At 73.2% G+C, this 18,265-nt stretch carries 12 protein-coding genes and 1 pseudogene; 9 read left to right on the top strand and 4 right to left on the bottom strand.

The genetic code is table 11. The features are described from left to right. Nucleotides 1–26: 26 nt before the first annotated feature. From dnaJ to dnaK, 3 genes are all read right to left on the bottom strand, one after another. Nucleotides 27–1,208, bottom strand: coding sequence for a molecular chaperone DnaJ (dnaJ, locus tag ACQP0U_RS00670; RefSeq protein WP_433314850.1), 1,182 nt, complete (start codon nucleotides 1,206–1,208; stop codon nucleotides 27–29). 85 nt (nucleotides 1,209–1,293) lie between these two features. Next, on the bottom strand, nucleotides 1,294–2,049 hold the full coding sequence (gene grpE, locus ACQP0U_RS00665; protein WP_433314848.1) for a nucleotide exchange factor GrpE: 756 nt from the start codon (nucleotides 2,047–2,049) through the stop codon (nucleotides 1,294–1,296). 48 nt (nucleotides 2,050–2,097) lie between these two features. After that, nucleotides 2,098–3,957, bottom strand: coding sequence for a molecular chaperone DnaK (gene dnaK, locus ACQP0U_RS00660; protein WP_091396207.1), 1,860 nt, complete (start codon nucleotides 3,955–3,957; stop codon nucleotides 2,098–2,100). Nucleotides 3,958–4,177: 220 nt separating this feature from the next. On the opposite strand from dnaK, the gene ACQP0U_RS00655 reads away from it, so the two are divergent. The 3 genes from ACQP0U_RS00655 to ACQP0U_RS00645 are packed head-to-tail and all read left to right on the top strand — an operon-like array spanning nucleotide 4,178 to nucleotide 8,961. Further along, nucleotides 4,178–5,998: an ABC transporter gene (locus ACQP0U_RS00655; RefSeq protein ID WP_433314846.1), complete on the top strand. Its 1,821-nt coding sequence runs from the start codon at nucleotides 4,178–4,180 to the stop codon at nucleotides 5,996–5,998. Then, nucleotides 5,995–7,680, top strand: a complete 1,686-nt coding sequence (locus ACQP0U_RS00650; RefSeq protein WP_433314844.1) for a GTPase — start codon at nucleotides 5,995–5,997, stop codon at nucleotides 7,678–7,680. Before ACQP0U_RS00655 ends, ACQP0U_RS00650 begins: the two co-directional genes overlap by 4 nt. 57 nt (nucleotides 7,681–7,737) lie before the next feature. Next, a complete protein-coding gene (locus tag ACQP0U_RS00645; protein ID WP_433314843.1) occupies nucleotides 7,738–8,961 on the top strand; it encodes a hypothetical protein in 1,224 nt (407 codons plus the stop codon). Between the two features lie 70 nt (nucleotides 8,962–9,031). Here the strand turns inward: ACQP0U_RS00645 and ACQP0U_RS00640 are convergent, their stop codons facing one another. Beyond that, the gene (locus tag ACQP0U_RS00640; RefSeq protein ID WP_433314841.1) at nucleotides 9,032–9,655 is read right to left on the bottom strand and encodes a phosphatase PAP2 family protein; all 624 of its coding nucleotides are present in this window, start codon (nucleotides 9,653–9,655) and stop codon (nucleotides 9,032–9,034) included. A gap of 503 nt (nucleotides 9,656–10,158) precedes the next feature. On the opposite strand from ACQP0U_RS00640, the gene ACQP0U_RS00635 reads away from it, so the two are divergent. From ACQP0U_RS00635 to ACQP0U_RS00610, 6 genes and pseudogenes are all read left to right on the top strand, one after another. Next, a complete protein-coding gene (locus ACQP0U_RS00635) occupies nucleotides 10,159–10,482 on the top strand; it encodes a hypothetical protein (RefSeq protein WP_433314839.1) in 324 nt (107 codons plus the stop codon). 640 nt (nucleotides 10,483–11,122) lie between these two features. Then, a complete protein-coding gene (pdhA, locus tag ACQP0U_RS00630; protein WP_433314838.1) occupies nucleotides 11,123–12,298 on the top strand; it encodes a pyruvate dehydrogenase (acetyl-transferring) E1 component subunit alpha in 1,176 nt (391 codons plus the stop codon). Next, the gene (locus ACQP0U_RS00625) at nucleotides 12,298–13,287 is read left to right on the top strand and encodes an alpha-ketoacid dehydrogenase subunit beta (protein ID WP_433314837.1); all 990 of its coding nucleotides are present in this window, start codon (nucleotides 12,298–12,300) and stop codon (nucleotides 13,285–13,287) included. The genes pdhA and ACQP0U_RS00625 overlap by 1 nt, the downstream gene beginning before the upstream one ends. A gap of 5 nt (nucleotides 13,288–13,292) precedes the next feature. After that, nucleotides 13,293–14,749: pseudogene (locus ACQP0U_RS00620) on the top strand (dihydrolipoamide acetyltransferase family protein). A 217-nt stretch (nucleotides 14,750–14,966) separates the two neighbouring features. Beyond that, the gene (locus ACQP0U_RS00615; RefSeq protein WP_165435866.1) at nucleotides 14,967–15,104 is read left to right on the top strand and encodes a hypothetical protein; all 138 of its coding nucleotides are present in this window, start codon (nucleotides 14,967–14,969) and stop codon (nucleotides 15,102–15,104) included. 658 nt (nucleotides 15,105–15,762) lie between these two features. Continuing rightward, nucleotides 15,763–18,186, top strand: a complete 2,424-nt coding sequence (locus tag ACQP0U_RS00610; protein WP_433314835.1) for an LppU/SCO3897 family protein — start codon at nucleotides 15,763–15,765, stop codon at nucleotides 18,184–18,186. Nucleotides 18,187–18,265 lie beyond the last annotated feature (79 nt).

Below are 18,265 nucleotides of genomic sequence, written 5' to 3'. Positions count from 1 at the left end.
CTCACCTCCGCGTCCATTCCACCGGACTAACTGACTCGACGCACCCGTGCGTCGAGATGTTCCCGGGCCGCCGGCGGCGTCTGCTCGGCGAACGACTCCAGCGCCGTGCGCGCCTCGTCCGACAAGCGGGCCGGCACCACCACGTCCAGCGTGACAAGCAGGTCACCGGCCTGCCCGTCGCGGCGGACCACACCCTTGCCCCGGGCCCGCAGCACCCGCCCGCTCGGCGTCCCCGGCGGAACCCGCAGGGTCACCGCGCCGTCGAGCGTGGGCACCCGCAGGTCCGTGCCGAGTACGGCCTCCGCGAAGGTGACCGGCACGGTCAGCGTCAGGTCGTCTCCGGTACGCCCGAACAACTCGTCCGGTCGAACCTTGACCTGCACGAAGAGGTCGCCAGCCGGGCCACCGCGCTCGCCCGGCTCACCACGCCCGGCCAGCCGGATGCGTTGACCGTCGGCCACACCGGCCGGGAAGCGAACGTTCATGGTGCGGGTCTTGGTGACGCCGCCGCTGCCGTGGCACTCCGGGCACTTCTCCTCGACCACGGTGCCGACGCCCTGGCAGTTGCGGCACGGCTCGGAGAAGCTGAACGACCCCTGGTTGCGGGTGGTCACCCCGGCGCCATGACAGACCTGACAGGTACGCGGCTGGGTGCCGGGTTTGGCCCCGTTGCCATGGCAGGTGTCGCAGACTCCCGGCGCGCGCAGCGTCAGGGGCAGCGTCACCCCGCGCACCGCGTCGCCGAAGTCCAGTGCCACCTCGGTCTCCACGTCCCGACCACGGGCCGGACCGTGTGGCGCGGCCTGCCCACCGGCCTGCCCTCCGCTGAAGATCGAGCTGAACAGGTCCTGGAAGCCGGCGCCTCCGAAGCGACGATCGCCGCCTCCGCCGCCGCCGAACATGTCGGAGACGTCGAACGGCATGCCGCCCGGCTGACCCCCGCCCCGGGCGTTGCGCCGGAACGCGCCCGAGCCGAAGAGCGAACGCATTTCGTCGTACTCGCGGCGGCGGCCGCTGTCCGACAGCACGTTGTACGCCTCGGACGCGGCCTTGAACCGCTCCTCGGCCTTCGGGTCGCCCGGGTTGTGGTCCGGGTGCGACTCCCGGGCCACCTTGCGGTACGCCTTCTTGACGTCATCCGCGGAGGCGGCCTTGTCCACGCCGAGCACGGCGTAGAAGTCCTTCTCGATCCAGTCCTTCGAACTCACCGGTCCACCTCCTTCCGACCCTGGTGGCCCGGCCGCCCCGCCCACCGATGAGCGGTGGGCGGGACGGCCCGGTCACTGTCTGGCACTATTCCGGATCCGCGACCGCGACCAGCGCGGGGCGCAGCAGCCGCTCACCGAGCTGGTAGCCGCGTCGCATGACCTGTACGCAGGTCGGCTCGCTGACGTCGGCCGAGGTCTGGTGCGCGACCGCCTCGTGCCGGGTCGGGTCGAACGGGTCGCCCTGCTCGCCGAAGGCGTTCAGGCCGAACTTGCCCAGCGCGGTGGTGAGTTGTTCCGCCACCGTGCCGAACGGCCCGACCAGGTCGCCATGTTCCCGGGCCCGGTCCAGGTCGTCCAGGATCGGCAGCAGCGCGGCCAGCACCGAGCCGGTCGCCTGCTCCTGCACGAGACTGCGGTCACGGTCGACCCGCTTGCGGTAGTTGGCGTACTCCGCCGACACCCGCTGCAGGTCCCTGGTCCGCTCGTCCATCTCGGCCCGGAGTGCCTCCAGCTCGGCGCCGAGCGAGGTGCCCGTGCCGCCGTCCACCGGCTGCGCCGGGGCGTCCACCACCGGCGGACCGGACGGCTCCGGCCCATCGGTGGAGTTGACCTCGACCTCGATCTCGTCGACCACTACCTCGGCGTCCTCGACCAGACCCTCGGCCGGCACGCCGGCCTCCGCGTCAGCGGCGGTCCCCTCCGGCTCGGAGGTGTCGACGAGCTTGCGTTTGTTGCGGATGACGACCCGCTCCCCGTCGCCGGTGGTCGGCTCCGTGGGCGCGGAGCCACCCGGCGCCGACCCGGTGTCGCCCGGGTCGGCGGCTCGTGGCTTCTGCGTCATGCGGCTACCTCATCCCCTTCGCGGTGGACAGGTGTCGGAGGCCGACGGTCACTTCTTGCCGTCCTCGTCCACGATTTCCGCGTCGACGACGTCGTCGGCGCCGCCGGCCTGCGCGCCGGTCGCACCGGTTGCACCGGGGCCGGGCTCGCCGCCCGGCTGCTGGCCCTGCTCGGCCTGCTGGGAGTAGAGCAGCGAGCCGGCCTGCTGGGAGACCTGCGCCAGCTTCTCGTGCGCGGACTTGATCTTCTCAATGTCCTGACCGCCGAGCGCGCCGCGCAGCTCGCCGAGCGCCTCGTTGAGCTGCTCGCGGTTCTCACCGGGCAGCTTGTCGCCGCTCTCGGCGAGGAACTTCTCGGTCTGCCACTGGAGCGCCTCGGCCACGTTGCGGGTCTCGGCGTCGTCGCGGCGGCGCTTGTCCTCCTCGGCGTGCTCCTCGGCGTCCCGGCGCATCCGCTCGATGTCGTCCTTCGGCAGCGAGGAGCCACCGGTGATCGTCATCTTCTGTTCCTTGCCGGTGCCCAGATCCTTGGCGTGCACGTTGACGATGCCGTTGGCGTCGATGTCGAAGGCGACCTCGATCTGCGGCACGCCGCGCGGCGCCGGCGGGAGGCCGGTCAGCTCGAAGGTGCCGAGCTTCTTGTTGTAGGCCGCGATCTCCCGCTCACCCTGGAACACCTGGATCAGCACCGACGGCTGGTTGTCGTCCGCCGTGGTGAAGACCTCGGAACGCTTGGTCGGGATGGTGGTGTTGCGCTCGATCAGCTTGGTGAAGATGCCGCCCTTGGTCTCGATGCCCAGGCTGAGCGGCGTCACGTCGAGCAGCAGGACGTCCTTGACCTCACCCTTGAGCACACCGGCCTGGAGCGCGGCGCCGACGGCGACCACCTCGTCCGGGTTGACGCCCTTGTTGGGGTCGCGACCGGTGAGCTGCTTGACCAGGTCGGTCACGGCGGGCATCCGGGTCGAACCGCCGACCAGGATGACGTGCTCAACGTCGGAGATCTTGATCCCGGCGTCCTTCACGGCCTGCTCGAACGGGCCCTTGCAACGGTCCAGCAGGTCCTGCGTCATGCGCTGGAACTCGGCGCGGCTGAGCGTCACGTCGAGGTGCAGCGGGCCGGCCGCGCCGGCCGTGATGTACGGCAGGTTGATGTTGGTGGTGGTGGCGGCGGACAGCTCGATCTTGGCCTTCTCGGCTGCCTCGCGGAGCCGCTGGAGGGCCATCTTGTCCTGAGACAGGTCGATGCCGTGCTCACCACGGAACGTCTTGACCAGGTGGTCGATGATCCGCTGGTCCCAGTCGTCGCCACCGAGCTGGTTGTCACCGCTCGTCGACTTGACCTCGACGACGCCCTCTGCCAGCTCCAGCAGCGACACGTCGAAGGTGCCGCCGCCGAGGTCGAAGACCAGGACGGTCTGCTCCTTGGAGCCCTTGTCCAGCCCGTACGCCAGGGCGGCGGCGGTCGGCTCGTTGACGATCCGCAGCACGTTGAAGCCGGCGATCTCACCGGCCTCCTTGGTGGCCTGGCGCTGGCTGTCGTTGAAGTAGGCCGGGACGGTGATCACCGCGTCGGTGATCTGCTCGCCCAGGTACGCCTCGGCGTCCCGCTTGAGCTTCATCAGCGTCCGGGCCGAGATCTCCTGCGGGGTGTACTTCTTGCCGTCGATGTCGACGGACCAGTTCGTGCCGACCTCGCGCTTGACCGACCTGATCGTCCGGTCCGGGTTGGTCACCGCTTGGCGCTTGGCGACCTCACCGACGAGCACCTCGCCGTTGCGGGCGAACGCGACGATCGACGGAGTCGTCCGCGACCCCTCAGCGTTGGCGATGACGGTGGGCTCACCGCCCTCGAGAACGCTGACGCAGGAGTTCGTCGTGCCGAGGTCGATACCGACCGCACGTGCCATCTTCGCTTCCTCGCTTCGTAAGGTTGTGCAGGTGACGGGCGTCGCCCGTGGGCTGCTGGCGAGCACCGCCCGCAGCGGGCCCCACCACAAGTTGAGTGAACTTGACTCAATAGTGCCACGCGTTGGCCAATCGTCAAGTTGACTTGAGTCAACCCGACGCAACCCACCCGTTATTACCGTCCGGTTGTCTTCCCTTGCATCGGTCGGGCACGCTTTAGCGGTGACGACGCACGGCGATCCCGCCACCCGTTCCGGCGCGCCCGCCGTCGCAGCCCGCACCGACCCGCCGGACGCCGCGGAGGAGCCGCCCGCCACCACCGGGGACGACAGCCTCCCCGGCGCACTGTCGGGCCTCCGGGAGGCGATCGGCGCGACCCGGTATCCCCTCGCGCTGCCCTCTGCCAGCTCCGCCCGGCACACCGCGACCGCCCTCACCGACCAGCTCGACGACTACCTGCTGCCCCGGCTCGCCCGACTGGACGCCCCACTGCTCGTGGTGGTCGGCGGCTCCACCGGAGCGGGCAAGTCGACACTGGTCAACAGCCTGGTCAAGGCCCGGGTCAGCGCGGCCGGCGTGCTCCGGCCGACCACCCGCTCCCCGGTGCTTGTCTGCAATCCGTCCGACGCGGCCTGGTTTCGGCAGGGCGACCTCCTGCCCGGGCTGACCCGCACCACCGAGCCGAGCGACGATCCGCGCGCCCTGCACCTCGTCACCGCCCCGGCCCTGCCCGCCGGGCTGGCCTTCCTCGACGCGCCCGACATCGACTCGGTCGTCGACGCCAACCGGGCGCTCGCCACCCAACTACTGGCCGCCGCCGACCTGTGGCTCTTCGTCACCACCGCCGCCCGGTACGCAGACGCGGTGCCCTGGGAGCTGCTGCGCAGTGCCCGGGCGCGCGGCGCGGTGATCGCCATGGTGCTGGACCGGGTGCCCGCCGAGGCCACCGACGAGATCGCCGCGCACCTGACCGAGATGCTCGCCGAGCAGGACCTCGGCCGGGCGCCGCTGTTCGTGTTGCCGGAGACCTGGGTCGACGGTCAGGGGCTGCTGCCCGAGGGAGTGACAGCGCCGCTTGCCGACTGGTTCGCCCGGTTGGCCGCCGACGTGGACGCGCGGGCGGCGGTGGTCCGCCAGACCCTCGACGGGGCGCTGGCCGCGCTCCACCCCACGGTGGAGGATCTGGCCGACGCCGCCGACGAGCAGCTCGCCGCCGCCGACGGGCTGGACGAGCGGGTCCGGGCCGCGTACCGGGGCGCCGAGCGCACCGTCGAGCAGGGGCTGCAGGACGGCCGGCTGCTCCGAGGTGAGGTGCTCGCCCGCTGGCAGGAGTTCGTCGGCACCGGCGAGCTGTTCCGCACACTTGAGGCACGGATCGGCCGCCTACGGGACCGGGTCGTGGCCGCCGTCACCGGCCGGCCGGCACCCGCCGTGGAGTTGCGCAACGCCATCGAGTCCCAGCTGGTGACGCTGCTGCGCGGGGTGGCCTCGGAGGCCGCCGAGTCCGCGTACACCGGGTGGAAGGCACACCCGGCCGGCGCCGGGCTGCTCGATCCGGCGCTCGCCCACCCGAGCGACGACCTGCCCGAACGCGCCGAGCGCATGGTTCGGGACTGGCAGCGTGGAGTGCTGGAACTGGTCCGGGTCGAGGGCGGTGACAAGCGGTTCGTGGCCCGCACCGCCGCGTACGCGGTGAACGCCACCGGGCTGGCCGTGATGATCGCGGTCTTCGCCTCCACCGCGTTCATCCCGACCGGGCTGGAGGTGGCCACCGGGGCCGGCACCACTGTCGCCGCGCAGGCCGTTCTTCAGGCGATCTTCGGCGACCAGGCGGTGCGTACCCTCGCCGACAAGGCCCGCACCGACCTGCTGGCCCGGGTGCGGACGCTGCTCGACGCGGAGGCCGACCGCTTCCTGAGCCGCACCGCCGACGCCCGCCCCGCCGCGGACGCCGGCGACGGGCTGCGCCGGGCCGCCGGCCGCGTCGAGCTGGCCCGGCATCGCAGCGGGCTGTCCGCCGGCGACGAGGAGGGTTTCCGGTGAGCAACATCGCCGGCCGGGTACGCGAGGTGTTCCGCGGGGACCAGCGGGTCGATGCCGACGCGCTGATCGCCCGACTGGAGGCGGTACGCCGGTTCCTGACCGCCGTGGACGGCCTGCTGCCGGACAACGACCTGGTGCCCGCGCACACCCTGGTCGAACGGGCCGGCACCCGGCTCGCGCTGTCCCGGGACCACACAGTGGTCGCCCTGGCCGGTGCCACGGGCAGCGGCAAGTCCAGCCTCTTCAACGCGTTGGCCCAGCTGGAACTCTCGCCGGTCGGGGTCCGCCGGCCGACCACCGGCGTCACCCACGCCTGCGTGTGGGGGCAGTTGGAGGGCGCCAACCACCTGCTCGACTGGATCGGCGTACTGCCCCGACACCGCTTCGTCCGGGAGAGCGCCCTGGACGCGGACGACGAGACGGCCCTGCACGGGCTGATCCTGCTCGACCTGCCCGACTTCGACTCGGTGCAGCGATCCCACCGGCTCGAGGTGGACCGGCTCCTCGGCCTGGTCGACCAGGTGGTCTGGGTGGTCGACCCGCAGAAGTACGCCGACCGGGTCATCCACGACAGCTACCTGCGCGAGTTCCACAGGCACCGCGACGTCACACTGGTCGTGCTCAACCAGGCCGACCGGTTGCCGCCGGCCGAGGTGCCCCGGGTCCTGGACGACCTGCGCCGGCTGCTCGACACGGACGGGCTGGGCGGTGTGCCCCTGCTGGCCACCACAGCGATCGATCCGGCCGGGATGGTCGGGCTGCGCAACGCCCTGGAGCGCACGGTCGCCGAGCGGCAGGCCGCGTTGCGTCGACTCGCGGGTGACGTCGACACGGTCGTCGCCGGCCTGGACGAGCTTGTCGGTTCGGCCCGGCCGGCGGGTGGGCCGGACGACGCCGCCGTCAACGGGCTGAACCGGGCGTTGGCCGGGGCGGCCGGGGTGCCCGCGGTGACCGAGGCCGTGGAACGGGCGTACCGGCACCGGGCCGGCGCGGCCACCGGCTGGCCCGTGGTCCGGGGCTGGCGACGGTTGCGACCCGACCCGCTGCGTCGGCTGCACCTGCCCGGCCCGACCACGAAGCAGGCCGACCCGGCGGAGAGCCTGGTCGCGGCCACCTCGGTACCGGACCCGACGGCCGCCCAGCGCTCGGCGCTCGGCCTCGCCATCCGCGCGGTGGCCGACCGGGCCGCCGCCGACCTGCCCGCCGCCTGGCCCGGCGCGGTGACCTCCGCCGCCCGGTCCCGCCTCGGCGACCTGCCGGACGCCCTGGACCGCACGATCGCCGGCACCGACCTCGGCCTCGACCGCCGACCGCTGTGGTGGCGGATCGTCGGCGGTGTGCAGTGGTTGGTCACCCTCGCCGCCGTTGTCGGGCTGGGCTGGCTGGTGCTCGGCTACGCGCTGCGGGTGCTCGGCCTGCCCGCGCTGGACAACCCGATGGTCGGTCAGGTGCCGCTGCCGACCCTGCTGCTGCTCGGCGGCCTGCTGGCCGGCCTGCTGGTGGCGGCGCTGACCCGCCCTGTGGTGCGCTGGGCCGCCCGGCGCGCCCGGGCCCGCGCCGAACAGCGACTGACGGCACGGGTGGCCCAGGTCGGCGACGAGTACGTGCTGACACCGGTACGGATCGTGCTCGGCTCGTACGCCCAGGCACGCGACGCGCTGCGGGACGCCGCACGCCGCTGACGCTCCGCACGGCCCGCTAGCGCTCTCCGTACGCCCACAGCGGCGTAGGGTCGGAGCATGGCCACGCCTCAGACCCCCTACGACGCGGTGCTGCACGCCGCACGCGACGTGACCAAGCTGGAGTCCGCCCTCGACGCCGAGATGCTCGGCAGCGCCCTGCTGGGCAGTGTCTACGCGATCGCGGAGACCGACCGCGACGCCGCCGTACGGGAGTTCGTCACCGGCTTCCTCGCCGCCACCGCCCGCCGCAGGATCGCGGCGGCGACCACCATCCGGCAGGTCTTCGCCACGCTCGTCCCGACCGCCGAGGGCACCGAGCGGGTGCGTCCGGGCAGCCAGGCGCCCACCTGGACGGCCCAGCTCGGCCGGGTGCACCTCACCGGCACCTGGTCGTACGGTGACGTGTACGGCGATCAGACCTCCTACCTCGCGACCTTCGCCTACGACGACGAGTCCGGTGGCTCGGAGCACGCGCTGGTGGCCCTGGTGGACCACAACATCGGGATCACCAAGGACATCTTCGTGGGCGGGCCTGCCGAACGGATCCTGGACCAGGTCCGGCAGATGTGCGCCGACGACGAGTTGACCTGGTTCCGTACCGAGGATCCAGCCCGCCTCCGGGGCGAGGTGGCTCGCCATCTGGCGGTCACCGACGACCTGGGCGAGTTGCCCGGCGAGGGGTCGCTCGCGACCGACCGGGCGCTGGTCGGGGCCCGGCTGGCGATGCTGCCCACCGCAGCCGGCCCGACCGGCCCGGCGGAGGTCGAGCCGCTCTCCGCGGCCGAGCGCACCGACCTGGTCCGACGGTTCCTCGCCGCGCCGGAGGCCGTCCGCTTCGGGCTGGACGCCGTCGACGGCCCCGAGCTGGCCTCCCTGCACTTCTGCCTGAGCCTGCTACTGGACCACTCGGCGAGCTTCCCGGACGCCGACCCGATGCGCTGGAGCCCTGCGGTGTCCGGGCTCTTCCTGCTCGACTGGGTGCACCGCCGGGCCGTGCTGGACATGGACGACGCGGCGATGCTGCCCCGGGTGCTGCGGGCCTGGGCGCGGTACGCGTCGCGCCAGCGCGGGCTGCCCGAGGCGGCGACGACGCGCACCGACGAGGCGATCGAGGAGATGGTGCCGGAGTTCGCCCGCCTCTACTCGACAGGTGAGCGGCGCAGCGCGGCCACCGCCGCCGTGGCGCAGCTGATGGCCGACGGGGTGGACCCGGACGACCCGGCCGCACTGGACGCGTGGATCGAGGCGAACCGGCACCGGCTCGCCGACGACGGCGCCTGACGTCGTCCGGGGTGGGCGGCCCAGCGCCGCCCGCTCTCGGACCGGCCGGCATCGCCCGCCCTGGGCCGGGCTAGCGCAGCGGGCCGAAGACCACCGCGGCGATCAGGGCGCCGAGCGCACCTCCGGCCAGCACCTGCGCCACCGTGTGGTCCTTCAGCCGTACCCGGGACCAGCCGACCACCGCCAGCAGCGGTGCGGCGACGACCAGCCGCGTTCCGAAGGTCAGCATCAGGATGACGAGCGTGCCGGCGGCCACCGCCGAGTGGATCGACATCTTCCACCAGTGGCTGACCGACACGGAGACGACGAGGCCGACCAGCCCGGCCACCGCCAGCGCCAGCACCGGGCGGGGCGCGTCGAACACGGCGAGCAGGGCGAGACCCGTCGCGACCGAACCGAGGCCGACCAGCAGCGGTGCCCGGCGCTGCTCCCGGCGGCCGATGTGGTGGTCGGTGAACCGGCCACGGCGTACCCCGCCGACGATGTAGGCGAACGGGATGCCTGTGACGAAGAGGGTGGCGAGCAGACCCCAGACGAGGCCCTCACCGGGGCGGCGCGCGCTGTGCCAGCTCACCGTGAGGATCAGCAGCGACACGAGCACCGCCGGTGCGGTCACCTCGGTGACCAGCCGGGCGATCCGCAACCCCGGGCCGGGCCGGGTGGTGACCGGGCGGAGTTCCGCACCGCCGCCCACGCCACCCCCTCCGGTACACGCCTACCGCCGAACACCGCCGGCACCGGACGGGCCGTGCCTGATCGTCACCGTACCGCCGGGGACACCGCCGGGTGCGTCGGTCCGGCCAGCGGCGCCGGGCTGACGCTCGGCGTCGGGGCGACGGCCGACGGGGCGGGATCGCCGGGCCGGGCCGGCGGGTCGGTACCGGGGACGGCGTGGGCGTGGGGGCCGGCACGGACCGGGTGCTGGTCGGCACGGCGGTCGCGGTCGCGTCGTCGGTCGGCGTGGGTGTCGGCTCCAGCGTCGGGTCGAGCGTGGGTGTCGGGTCCGCCGACGGGGTCGGATCGGGGTCGGCCGAGCCGGTCGGATCCGGGTCGGTCGGGTCCGGGTCGGGTGAGTCGGTCGGGTCCGGTGGGTCGGTCGGGTCCGGTGGGTCGGTCGGGTCCGGTGGGTCGGTCGGGTCCGGATCGGTCGGCGGCGGTGGGGCGACGGTCGGGGGTACGGGCGGCGAGGTGCCGCGCGTGGGTTCCGGCGCCACCGGCGGAGCGGTCGTCCGTCGAGCCGGCCCGGGTTCGGCAGCGGCTGGGCCCTGCGATGGACGGCGCGGGGCGGCGGCGGGCAGCCAGCCGCTGGTCGGGCCGACGCTGGGAGTGCCGGGCGGGGGAAGCGGTGGTTGGCTGGTCATCGGCATCGGGATCACCACCGGCCCGACGGACGGGGTCGGCATGAACGGGGTGCTGCTGTCCGGCAGCGCGGTGCTGCCCGGGGTGGCCGAGCCGGCGCTGATCGCGGCGAGGATGGGCATCGACGCGGTGCCGGCGAGCAGCGCGACGGTGAGCAGGTAACCGCGGGAAGGGCCACCGGCGCCGGGGGCACGGTGAACGCCGACCACCCGGCGATAGCTCGCCGACCGGTGCCGACCAAGCGCTGGTGTGCCGGGACCGTCACCTGGCTCGTACACCGCACACCCCTTGTCGTCGGCCGTCGGAGGACATGGATGGACGCCGCCGGGGGCAGAAGCCCGACAAATAACCCGATAGGCGCGATCCTGCGGGAATCAGCCTCGCGCAGTCACCCTGCGTCAGCCAACCTCCACCGCGTGTCGACACGCGGTGCTGGCCGAACGGTGACGAATCGTGCCGCAACGCATGGTGAACGCGGGCCGGCATGATGGCGACAAACGGCGTCAAAGCGTGGGCGGTCGGATTGCGATGGCAGGCGTACTGTGGGCGCGCTCACCTGCTCTGCGAATATGGAGCACGACGGCAACGCAGCCGTGACCTCCGCGCACCCTCGCGGCAGGCGCGGTTGAACGCCGGCGCTCCCGATCCGGGTTCGGCCAGAACCCGGTTCACGCCGTGCGGCAACCCCCACCGGGGCTAGGCGCGGCCGCCAGGAACCGGTCCGGCAGCAGCCGGGCAGGCGCACGAGTTGCGCGGCCGGGTGACCCCCCGGTGCCGACGCAGACACGACAGGGAGAGACCGATGGCAAAGGGCGACCCCGGGGGCACCACCCGCAGCAGGCGGGCTGCACCCCGCTCCAAGAAGGGCGCGGCCGGCGACCCCGCGCTGGTGCAGCTGCTCACCCCCGAAGGCGAACGGATCGACAGCGCCACCGGGCCGGACGGCACCGAGTACCGCGTCGACTTCACCGACGAGGAGTACCGCGGTCTCTACCGCGACCTGGTGCTGGTTCGGAAGCTGGACGCCGAGGCGACCGCTCTGCAGCGCCAGGGCGAGCTCGGCCTCTGGGCCAGCCTGCTCGGCCAGGAGGCCGCCCAGGTCGGCTCCGGACGGGCGCTGCGTACCCAGGACATGGCCTTCCCGACCTACCGGGAGCACGGCGTCCTCTACTGCCGGGGCATCGACCCGATCATGCCGCTCGGTCTGTTCCGCGGCGTCGACCAGGGCGGCTGGGACCCGAACGAGTTCAAGTTCAACATGTACACGATCGTCATCGGCGCGCAGACCCTGCACGCGACCGGCTACGCGATGGGGATCACCATCGACGGCAAGACCGGCACCGACGACGGCGAGGCGGCGATCGCCTACTTCGGCGACGGCGCCACCAGCCAGGGCGACGTGAACGAGGCGTTCGTCTGGGCCAGCGTGTTCAACGCGCCGCTCGTCTTCTTCTGCCAGAACAACCAGTACGCGATCTCCGAGCCGCTGGAGCGGCAGACCCGCGTCCCGCTCTACCAGCGGGCTGCCGGCTTCGGCTTCCCCGGCGTACGGGTGGACGGCAACGACGTGCTCGCCACCTACGCGGTCACCCGCACGGCGCTGGACAACGCCCGCCTCGGGCAGGGCCCGAGCCTGATCGAGGCGTACACCTACCGGATGGGCGCGCACACCACCTCCGACGACCCGACCCGCTACCGGATCGCCAGCGAGGTCGAGGCGTGGCAGGCCAAGGACCCGATCGCCCGGGTCAAGGCCTTCCTGGAGAAGCAGCAGATCGCCGACGCCGGCTTCTTCGCCGAGGTCGACGAGCAGGCCCGGCGCGAGTCGGTGCACCTGCGCGAGCGGGTGCTCGAGATGCCGAACCCGGAGCCGGTGACGATGTTCGACAACGTCTACCCCAACGGGTCGCCGCTGCTCGACGAGCAGCGCGCGCAGTTCAGCCGCTACATGGAGTCGTTCGAGGGGAGCGCCCACTGATGGCCACGGAGACGCTCACCCTCGGCAAGGCCCTCAACACCGGCCTGCGCCGCGCTCTGGAGAACGACCCCAAGGTCGTCATCATGGGCGAGGACGTCGGCAAGCTCGGCGGCGTCTTCCGGATCACCGACGGGCTCCAGAAGGACTTCGGCGACCAGCGGGTCATCGACACCCCACTGGCCGAGTCCGGCATCATCGGCACCGCTGTCGGTCTGGCCATCCGCGGCTACCGGCCGGTCTGCGAGATCCAGTTCGACGGCTTCGTCTACCCCGCGTACGACCAGATCGTGTCGCAGGTGGCGAAGATGCACTACCGCTCGGGTGGCCGCCTCAGCATCCCCATGGTGATCCGGATCCCGTTCGGCGGCGGCATCGGCGCCGTCGAGCACCACTCCGAGTCGCCGGAGGCGTACTTCGCGCACACCGCCGGTCTGAAGGTGGTGACCTGCTCCAACCCGCAGGACGCGTACGTGATGATCCAGCAGGCCATCGCCTCGGACGACCCGATCGTCTTCCTGGAGCCCAAGCGGCGCTACTGGGAGAAGGGCCAGGTCGACCTGGACGCGCCGCTGTCCGACGCGTACCCCCTGCACTCGGCCCGGGTCGTGCGGCCCGGCACGGACGCCACCGTGCTGGCCTACGGCCCGATGGTGCGGACCTGCCTGGAGGCGGCGACCGCCGCCGCCGAGGACGGCCGGGAGCTGGAGGTCATCGACCTGCGCTCGCTCTCGCCGCTGGACCTGCGCGCGGCGTACGAGTCGGTGAAGCGCACCGGCCGTGCGGTGGTGGTGCACGAGGCGCCGTCGAACATCGGCCTCGGCGCCGAGTTGGCCGCCCGGATCACCGAGGAGTGCTTCTACTCCCTGGAGTCGCCGGTGCTGCGGGTGACCGGCTACGACACCCCCTACCCGGCCGCCCGGGTGGAGGAGGAGTACCTGCCCGACCTCGACCGGGTGCTCGACGCCGTCGACCGCACCTTCGGCTGGTGAGCGACATGTCCCGGATCAAGACGTTCAACCTGCCCGACCTGGGCGAGGGGCTGACCGAGGGCGAGATCCTGGCCTGGCTGGTCAAGGTCGGCGACACTATCGAGCTGAACCAGCCGATCGTCGAGGTGGAGACGGCGAAGGCGGCCGTGGAGATCCCGGCGAAGTGGGCCGGTCAGGTGCAGGCGATCCACCACCCGGAGGGCACCACTGTCGAGGTCGGTGCGCCGATCATCGCGATCGACACCGACCCCGGGGCCGGTCCGCTGGACGCGCCGTCGACAACGGCCACGGCCAGCGCTGACCTGCCCACCCCGTCGGCGGCCTCGCTGGCGGCGGTGGAGGTGGCACCGGCCGAGGGCATGATCGAGCCTGGTCTGATCGGCGGTGCGGCCCCTGGTGGGCGGACCGCGGTGCTTGTCGGCTACGGCCCGCGTACGACCGCCGCGAAGCGCCGCCCCGCAAGGGCGCGGTCCCCGCGCAGGCCGCGACGGCTCCCGCACCCGCTGCGCCGGCTGCTCCGCCGGTGGTCACGCCGGTCGTGGCTCCGGCCCGGAACGGGCGGGCCGCGACGGCGACCGGCGGCGTGCTGGCCAAGCCGCCGGTGCGCAAGCTCGCCAAGGATCTCGGGGTCGACCTCGGCACGGTGACCGGGTCGGGGCCGCTTGGCTCGATCACCCGGGAGGACGTGCAGCAGGCGGCGAGCGGTGCGGCAGTGGTGGTTGCCGAGCCGATCGCGGCGACGACCGCGCCCAGCTTCGGGGCGGACCGGGAGCAGCGCATCCCGGTCAAGGGCGTCCGCAAGCTCACCGCCGAGAACATGTCCCGCTCGGCGTTCACCGCCCCGCACGTGACGGAGTTCCTGACCGTCGACGTGACCCGGGCGATGAAGGCCCTAAACCGGCTGCGCGGCCGGCGGGAGTGGCGCGACGTACGGGTCTCGCCGCTGCTGCTGGTGGCGAAGGCGGTGCTGCTGGCGGTGCAACGGCACCCGATGGTCAACTCGACCTGGGCGGGCGACGAGATCGTGGTCAAGGAGTACGTCAACCTCGGCATCGCGGCCGCCACCGAGCGCGGTCTGATCGTGCCGAACGTCAAGGACGCCGGCCGACTCTCGCTGCGGGAGCTGGCCGACGCGTTGACCGACCTGGTGCAGACGGCGAAGTCCGGCCGTACCTCGCCGGCGGCCATGTCTGGCGGCACCCTGACCATCACCAACGTCGGCGTGTTCGGGGTGGACACCGGTACGCCGATCCTGCCGCCGGGTGAGTCGGCGATCCTGGCCTTCGGCGCGGTGCGGGAGATGCCCTGGGTGCACAAGGGCAAGGTCAAGGTTCGCCAGGTCACCACGCTGGGGCTGAGCTTCGATCACCGGATCATCGACGGTGAGCTGGGCTCGAAGTTCCTGCGGGACATCGGCGACTTCCTCACGGATCCGGAGGCGGCTCTGCTCGCCTGGACCTGATCGTTCGGAACGCCAGCCACGGCCGGTGTGCCACGGGTTAACGCCCGGCACACCGGCCGTGTCCGTTGGGCGACGGAACCGTCGGCCGGATGGCCTGTTGACCTTTGATTGTTAGGCAGGTGTCTCAGCTCACCTAATAATCGATGGAAGTTCGCCGGCTTCTGCTGTTGAATAGAGGCATCAGGGGCTGACAACCGAATAGCTAGGGGGACCACCAATGAGCATGATCGAGCGAATCCGCAACCACCGCGACGCCACCCGCCGCGCCCGTGCCATCGAGCACGCGCTGCGCTCGGCGAACTCGCCGGCGGTTCGCGAGGAGATCCTCGTCATCGCCCAGCGTCACATGAGCTGACGCTCCACGACATTCCTCACCTCCTCCAGATCGATGGCCCACCCGGCCCACCGGGTGGGCCATCGGCGTTTCCCAGCCACCCACCACCGGGATTCCGCCCTGCCGCAGCGCCCGGTACGGTGGGCTTCGGTCGCCGCCCGCCGACCCGGCAGAGGCCGAGCCGACAGAAGCTGCTCGACACCAACCGGCCACGGTGAGTGACGACCAGTGCTCCTTGGACGTGTCGTGCCACCACCCGATACCGTGCGGGGAGCCGGCACAGCGGTACGCCGGTGACGCCGGCAGCCACGCCGAGGAGACCGATCGGCACCGGCGAGCCGACATGTGATGGAGGAGGCGCACCCATGACGTCCGAGGGCCCGCACCGCCCCGGCCAAGAGCCGGACGAGGTGTCACCGGGCGCCGGCGGACCGGCGCCGTACGGCGACCGCCCGGCGCAGCCGGACAACGGCCAGAACGCCGCCGGCCCCGACCTGGGCTGGGCACCCCCGCCACCGACGCGGGCCAACCCGTCGGCGCCGGCATGGGCAACCCAGTCCGAGCAGCCGCCGGCCCCCGCCTGGGGTGCCGCCGCTGCTCCGCAGCCCAACGACCCGGCACAGCCCGCCTGGGCCGCAGGCGGTGGCGCGAGCGAGCCGCCACAGCAGCAGCCCGGCGCGTGGGCCGGCAACGACGGCACACCGGCTCCGGCGCAGCCCGACCCCTGGGCCGCGCAGCAGCAGAGCTGGACGCCCGCCGAGCAGAACGCACCCGCGCCGACCTGGACCCCGAACGCCCCCGCCGAGCAGCCGGACTGGGTGCAGGCCCAGCCGGCCGCGCGGGGCGCCGCGCAGGTTCCCCGGCCACCGCCGCCTGGCCCGCCCAGGAGGACCAGGCCAGCGCCGGCGGCTGGGGTGGCGCGGCGCAGGCCAACCCACCCGCCGCCGACTGGCGCGAGGCCGAGTCTCCGCAATCCGACTCAGCGCAGGCCGCCGGCTGGTCCGGCGGCGCTCAGCAGGACCAGGCCGCCGGCAACGGCGGCTGGCCCGCCGGCGGCGCCCGGGACGACCAGCCGGTGTGGACTCCGGCTGAGCAGTCGCCGCCGGCCTGGGGTCAGCCCGCCGAGGCGACCGAGCAGCCCGCCCCGGGCTGGGGTCAGGCCGCCCAGCCGAACGCGGCTCGTGGCGCTGCCCAGGTCCCGGCCCCGACGACGAACTGGCCCGCCCAGGACGACCCGGCCAACTCCGGCGGATGGGCCGCGCAGCAGCAGCAGGCGCAGCCCGCAGCCTGGAACGACGGCAACGACGCGCGGCAGGACCAGCCCGCGCAGCCGGCCGCCTGGGGCGGTGCCGAGGGCCGTCCGCAGCAGCCCGACTGGGTGCTCTCCCAACCGGAGCAGCCGACCGAGCGGCCGGAGCAGGCGGGGTGGACCCCGGCTGAGCCGAGCAACCTCCCCGCCCGGGCCAGCGCCAGCGTGCCCACCAGCGACGGCGCCCCCAACTGGGCCGCCAGCCCGGACAATGCCGCGGCTGGCAACTCCGGCGTACCGGCGGCTGAGCCGTGGGCACCCGGTGAGGTGTGGGGTCGCGCGGAGGCCGAAGCTTCAGCCCAGTCCCGTGGGGGCTGGGAGGCGGACCGGGGCGACGAGGCACCTGCCTACCAGCCCGGGCCCGCGCCGGGCATCTCGCCGGCGAACGCGGTGCCGCTGCCCCCGCAGGAGCAGCGCGTCCCGGGCGCCAGCCTGGCCGCCGCACCACCGGCCGACTACGCGCCCCAGGCCCAGTTCGCGCCGATCCCCGAGCAGCCCGCCTACGCCGAGCGGGAGACCCCGGACGCCGCCGCGCAGTACGGTTCCCGCGCCGAGGACGTCTCCGCGAGCGGCGCGATGGTGCCCGCCCCGCGTACCTCTCCGGAGTCCGGAGCGGGCCGTGCGGTCGTACCGGTGTCGGACGCCGAGTCCGCAGCCGGTGCGGCGGCCCGGGCCACGGCGAGCGCTTCGGTGCCGCTGGCCAGCCGGGTGATGCCCCCGACCGACCAGGCCGTCCGACCGACCGGCACGGCCACACCGCAACCCCGGGTGTACGGGCGTCCGGCTCGACCGGAGCCGGAGGCCGAGCCGGAGCCGGAGGCGTTCCAGGGCGACCCGGGCGCCGACCGCCAGGGTGCTCCGGAGTGGCAGAACGACGCGCCGCGGCAGGCCGCGATGCCCGACTGGCAGATCGAGGCGCAGCGGCAGGTCTCACCCGACTGGCAGAACGAGGGGCAACGGCAGGTCGCACCCGACTGGCAGAACGACGCGCAGCGGCAGCCTGGGCCCGGCTGGGGCGGCGAGTCCCCGGCCGATCCGCGCTTCGACGATCGGCAGCCCGCGCCGAACGCGTTCAACGAGGCCCCGTCGGCGCCGCCGGCGTTCCCGCCCGGTGTGCCGTCCTTCGTCGACACCCCGGGCAACAACAGGCCGGTGAACGGCGTTCGGCCGCACGCCGGTGCCGAGCAACCGGCGGACCAGTTCGGCGCCCCCGGGTCGCCTGCCGCCGGTGCCGCCACCGTGAACGGGACGTCGACCTTCGGCGCGCCGAACTTCGGTGGCCCGGGCTCCGGCGGGCCGAACTTCGGCGGGCCGACGAGCGACCCGGTGCCGGGCGGCGGCTTCCCGCCGTCGTTCCCGCCACCGCCGCAGCCCGCGCCGTCGTCCTGGGGCCAGGAGGCCGGTCAGGCCGACCAGGGCCGGTTCGACGCGTTCAAGCCGGACGCCGACGCGCCGAAGGCGGAGCCACCGACGCCGAAGGTACGCAACGGCCGGGTGCTGGCCGCGGTGCTGATCGCCGCGGTGCTCATCCTGGCGGTGCCACTCGGCCTGCTGCTACTGCTCGGCAAGGTCGGCAACGACGACACGCCGGCCTTCGACCCTGCGGTCGGCACCTGTGTGAAGCAGTCCGGGCAGGGCGGCGCCACTGCCGCGGACTGCGGCGAGGCGGGCGCGTTCACGATCGTCTCGAAGGTGGACGCCAAGGAGAAGTGCACCGACACGACGCAGCCCCACGTGGTGCTGCCGGGTGAGGGCACCAACCGGGTGCTCTGCCTGAAGCCGGCCGGGAAGTAGCTTCATCGACGGCGGGGTCACGGGCAACCGTGGCCCCGCCGTCGTCGTACCCACAGGTGGTGTCGGCAACAGCCGAATC

The organism is Micromonospora sp. CA-269861, assembly GCF_050948505.1.
Taxonomy (GTDB): domain Bacteria; phylum Actinomycetota; class Actinomycetes; order Mycobacteriales; family Micromonosporaceae; genus Micromonospora.
The sequence above is the reverse complement of the archived record's forward strand: the minus strand, read 5'-3'. Positions and strand labels throughout refer to the sequence as shown.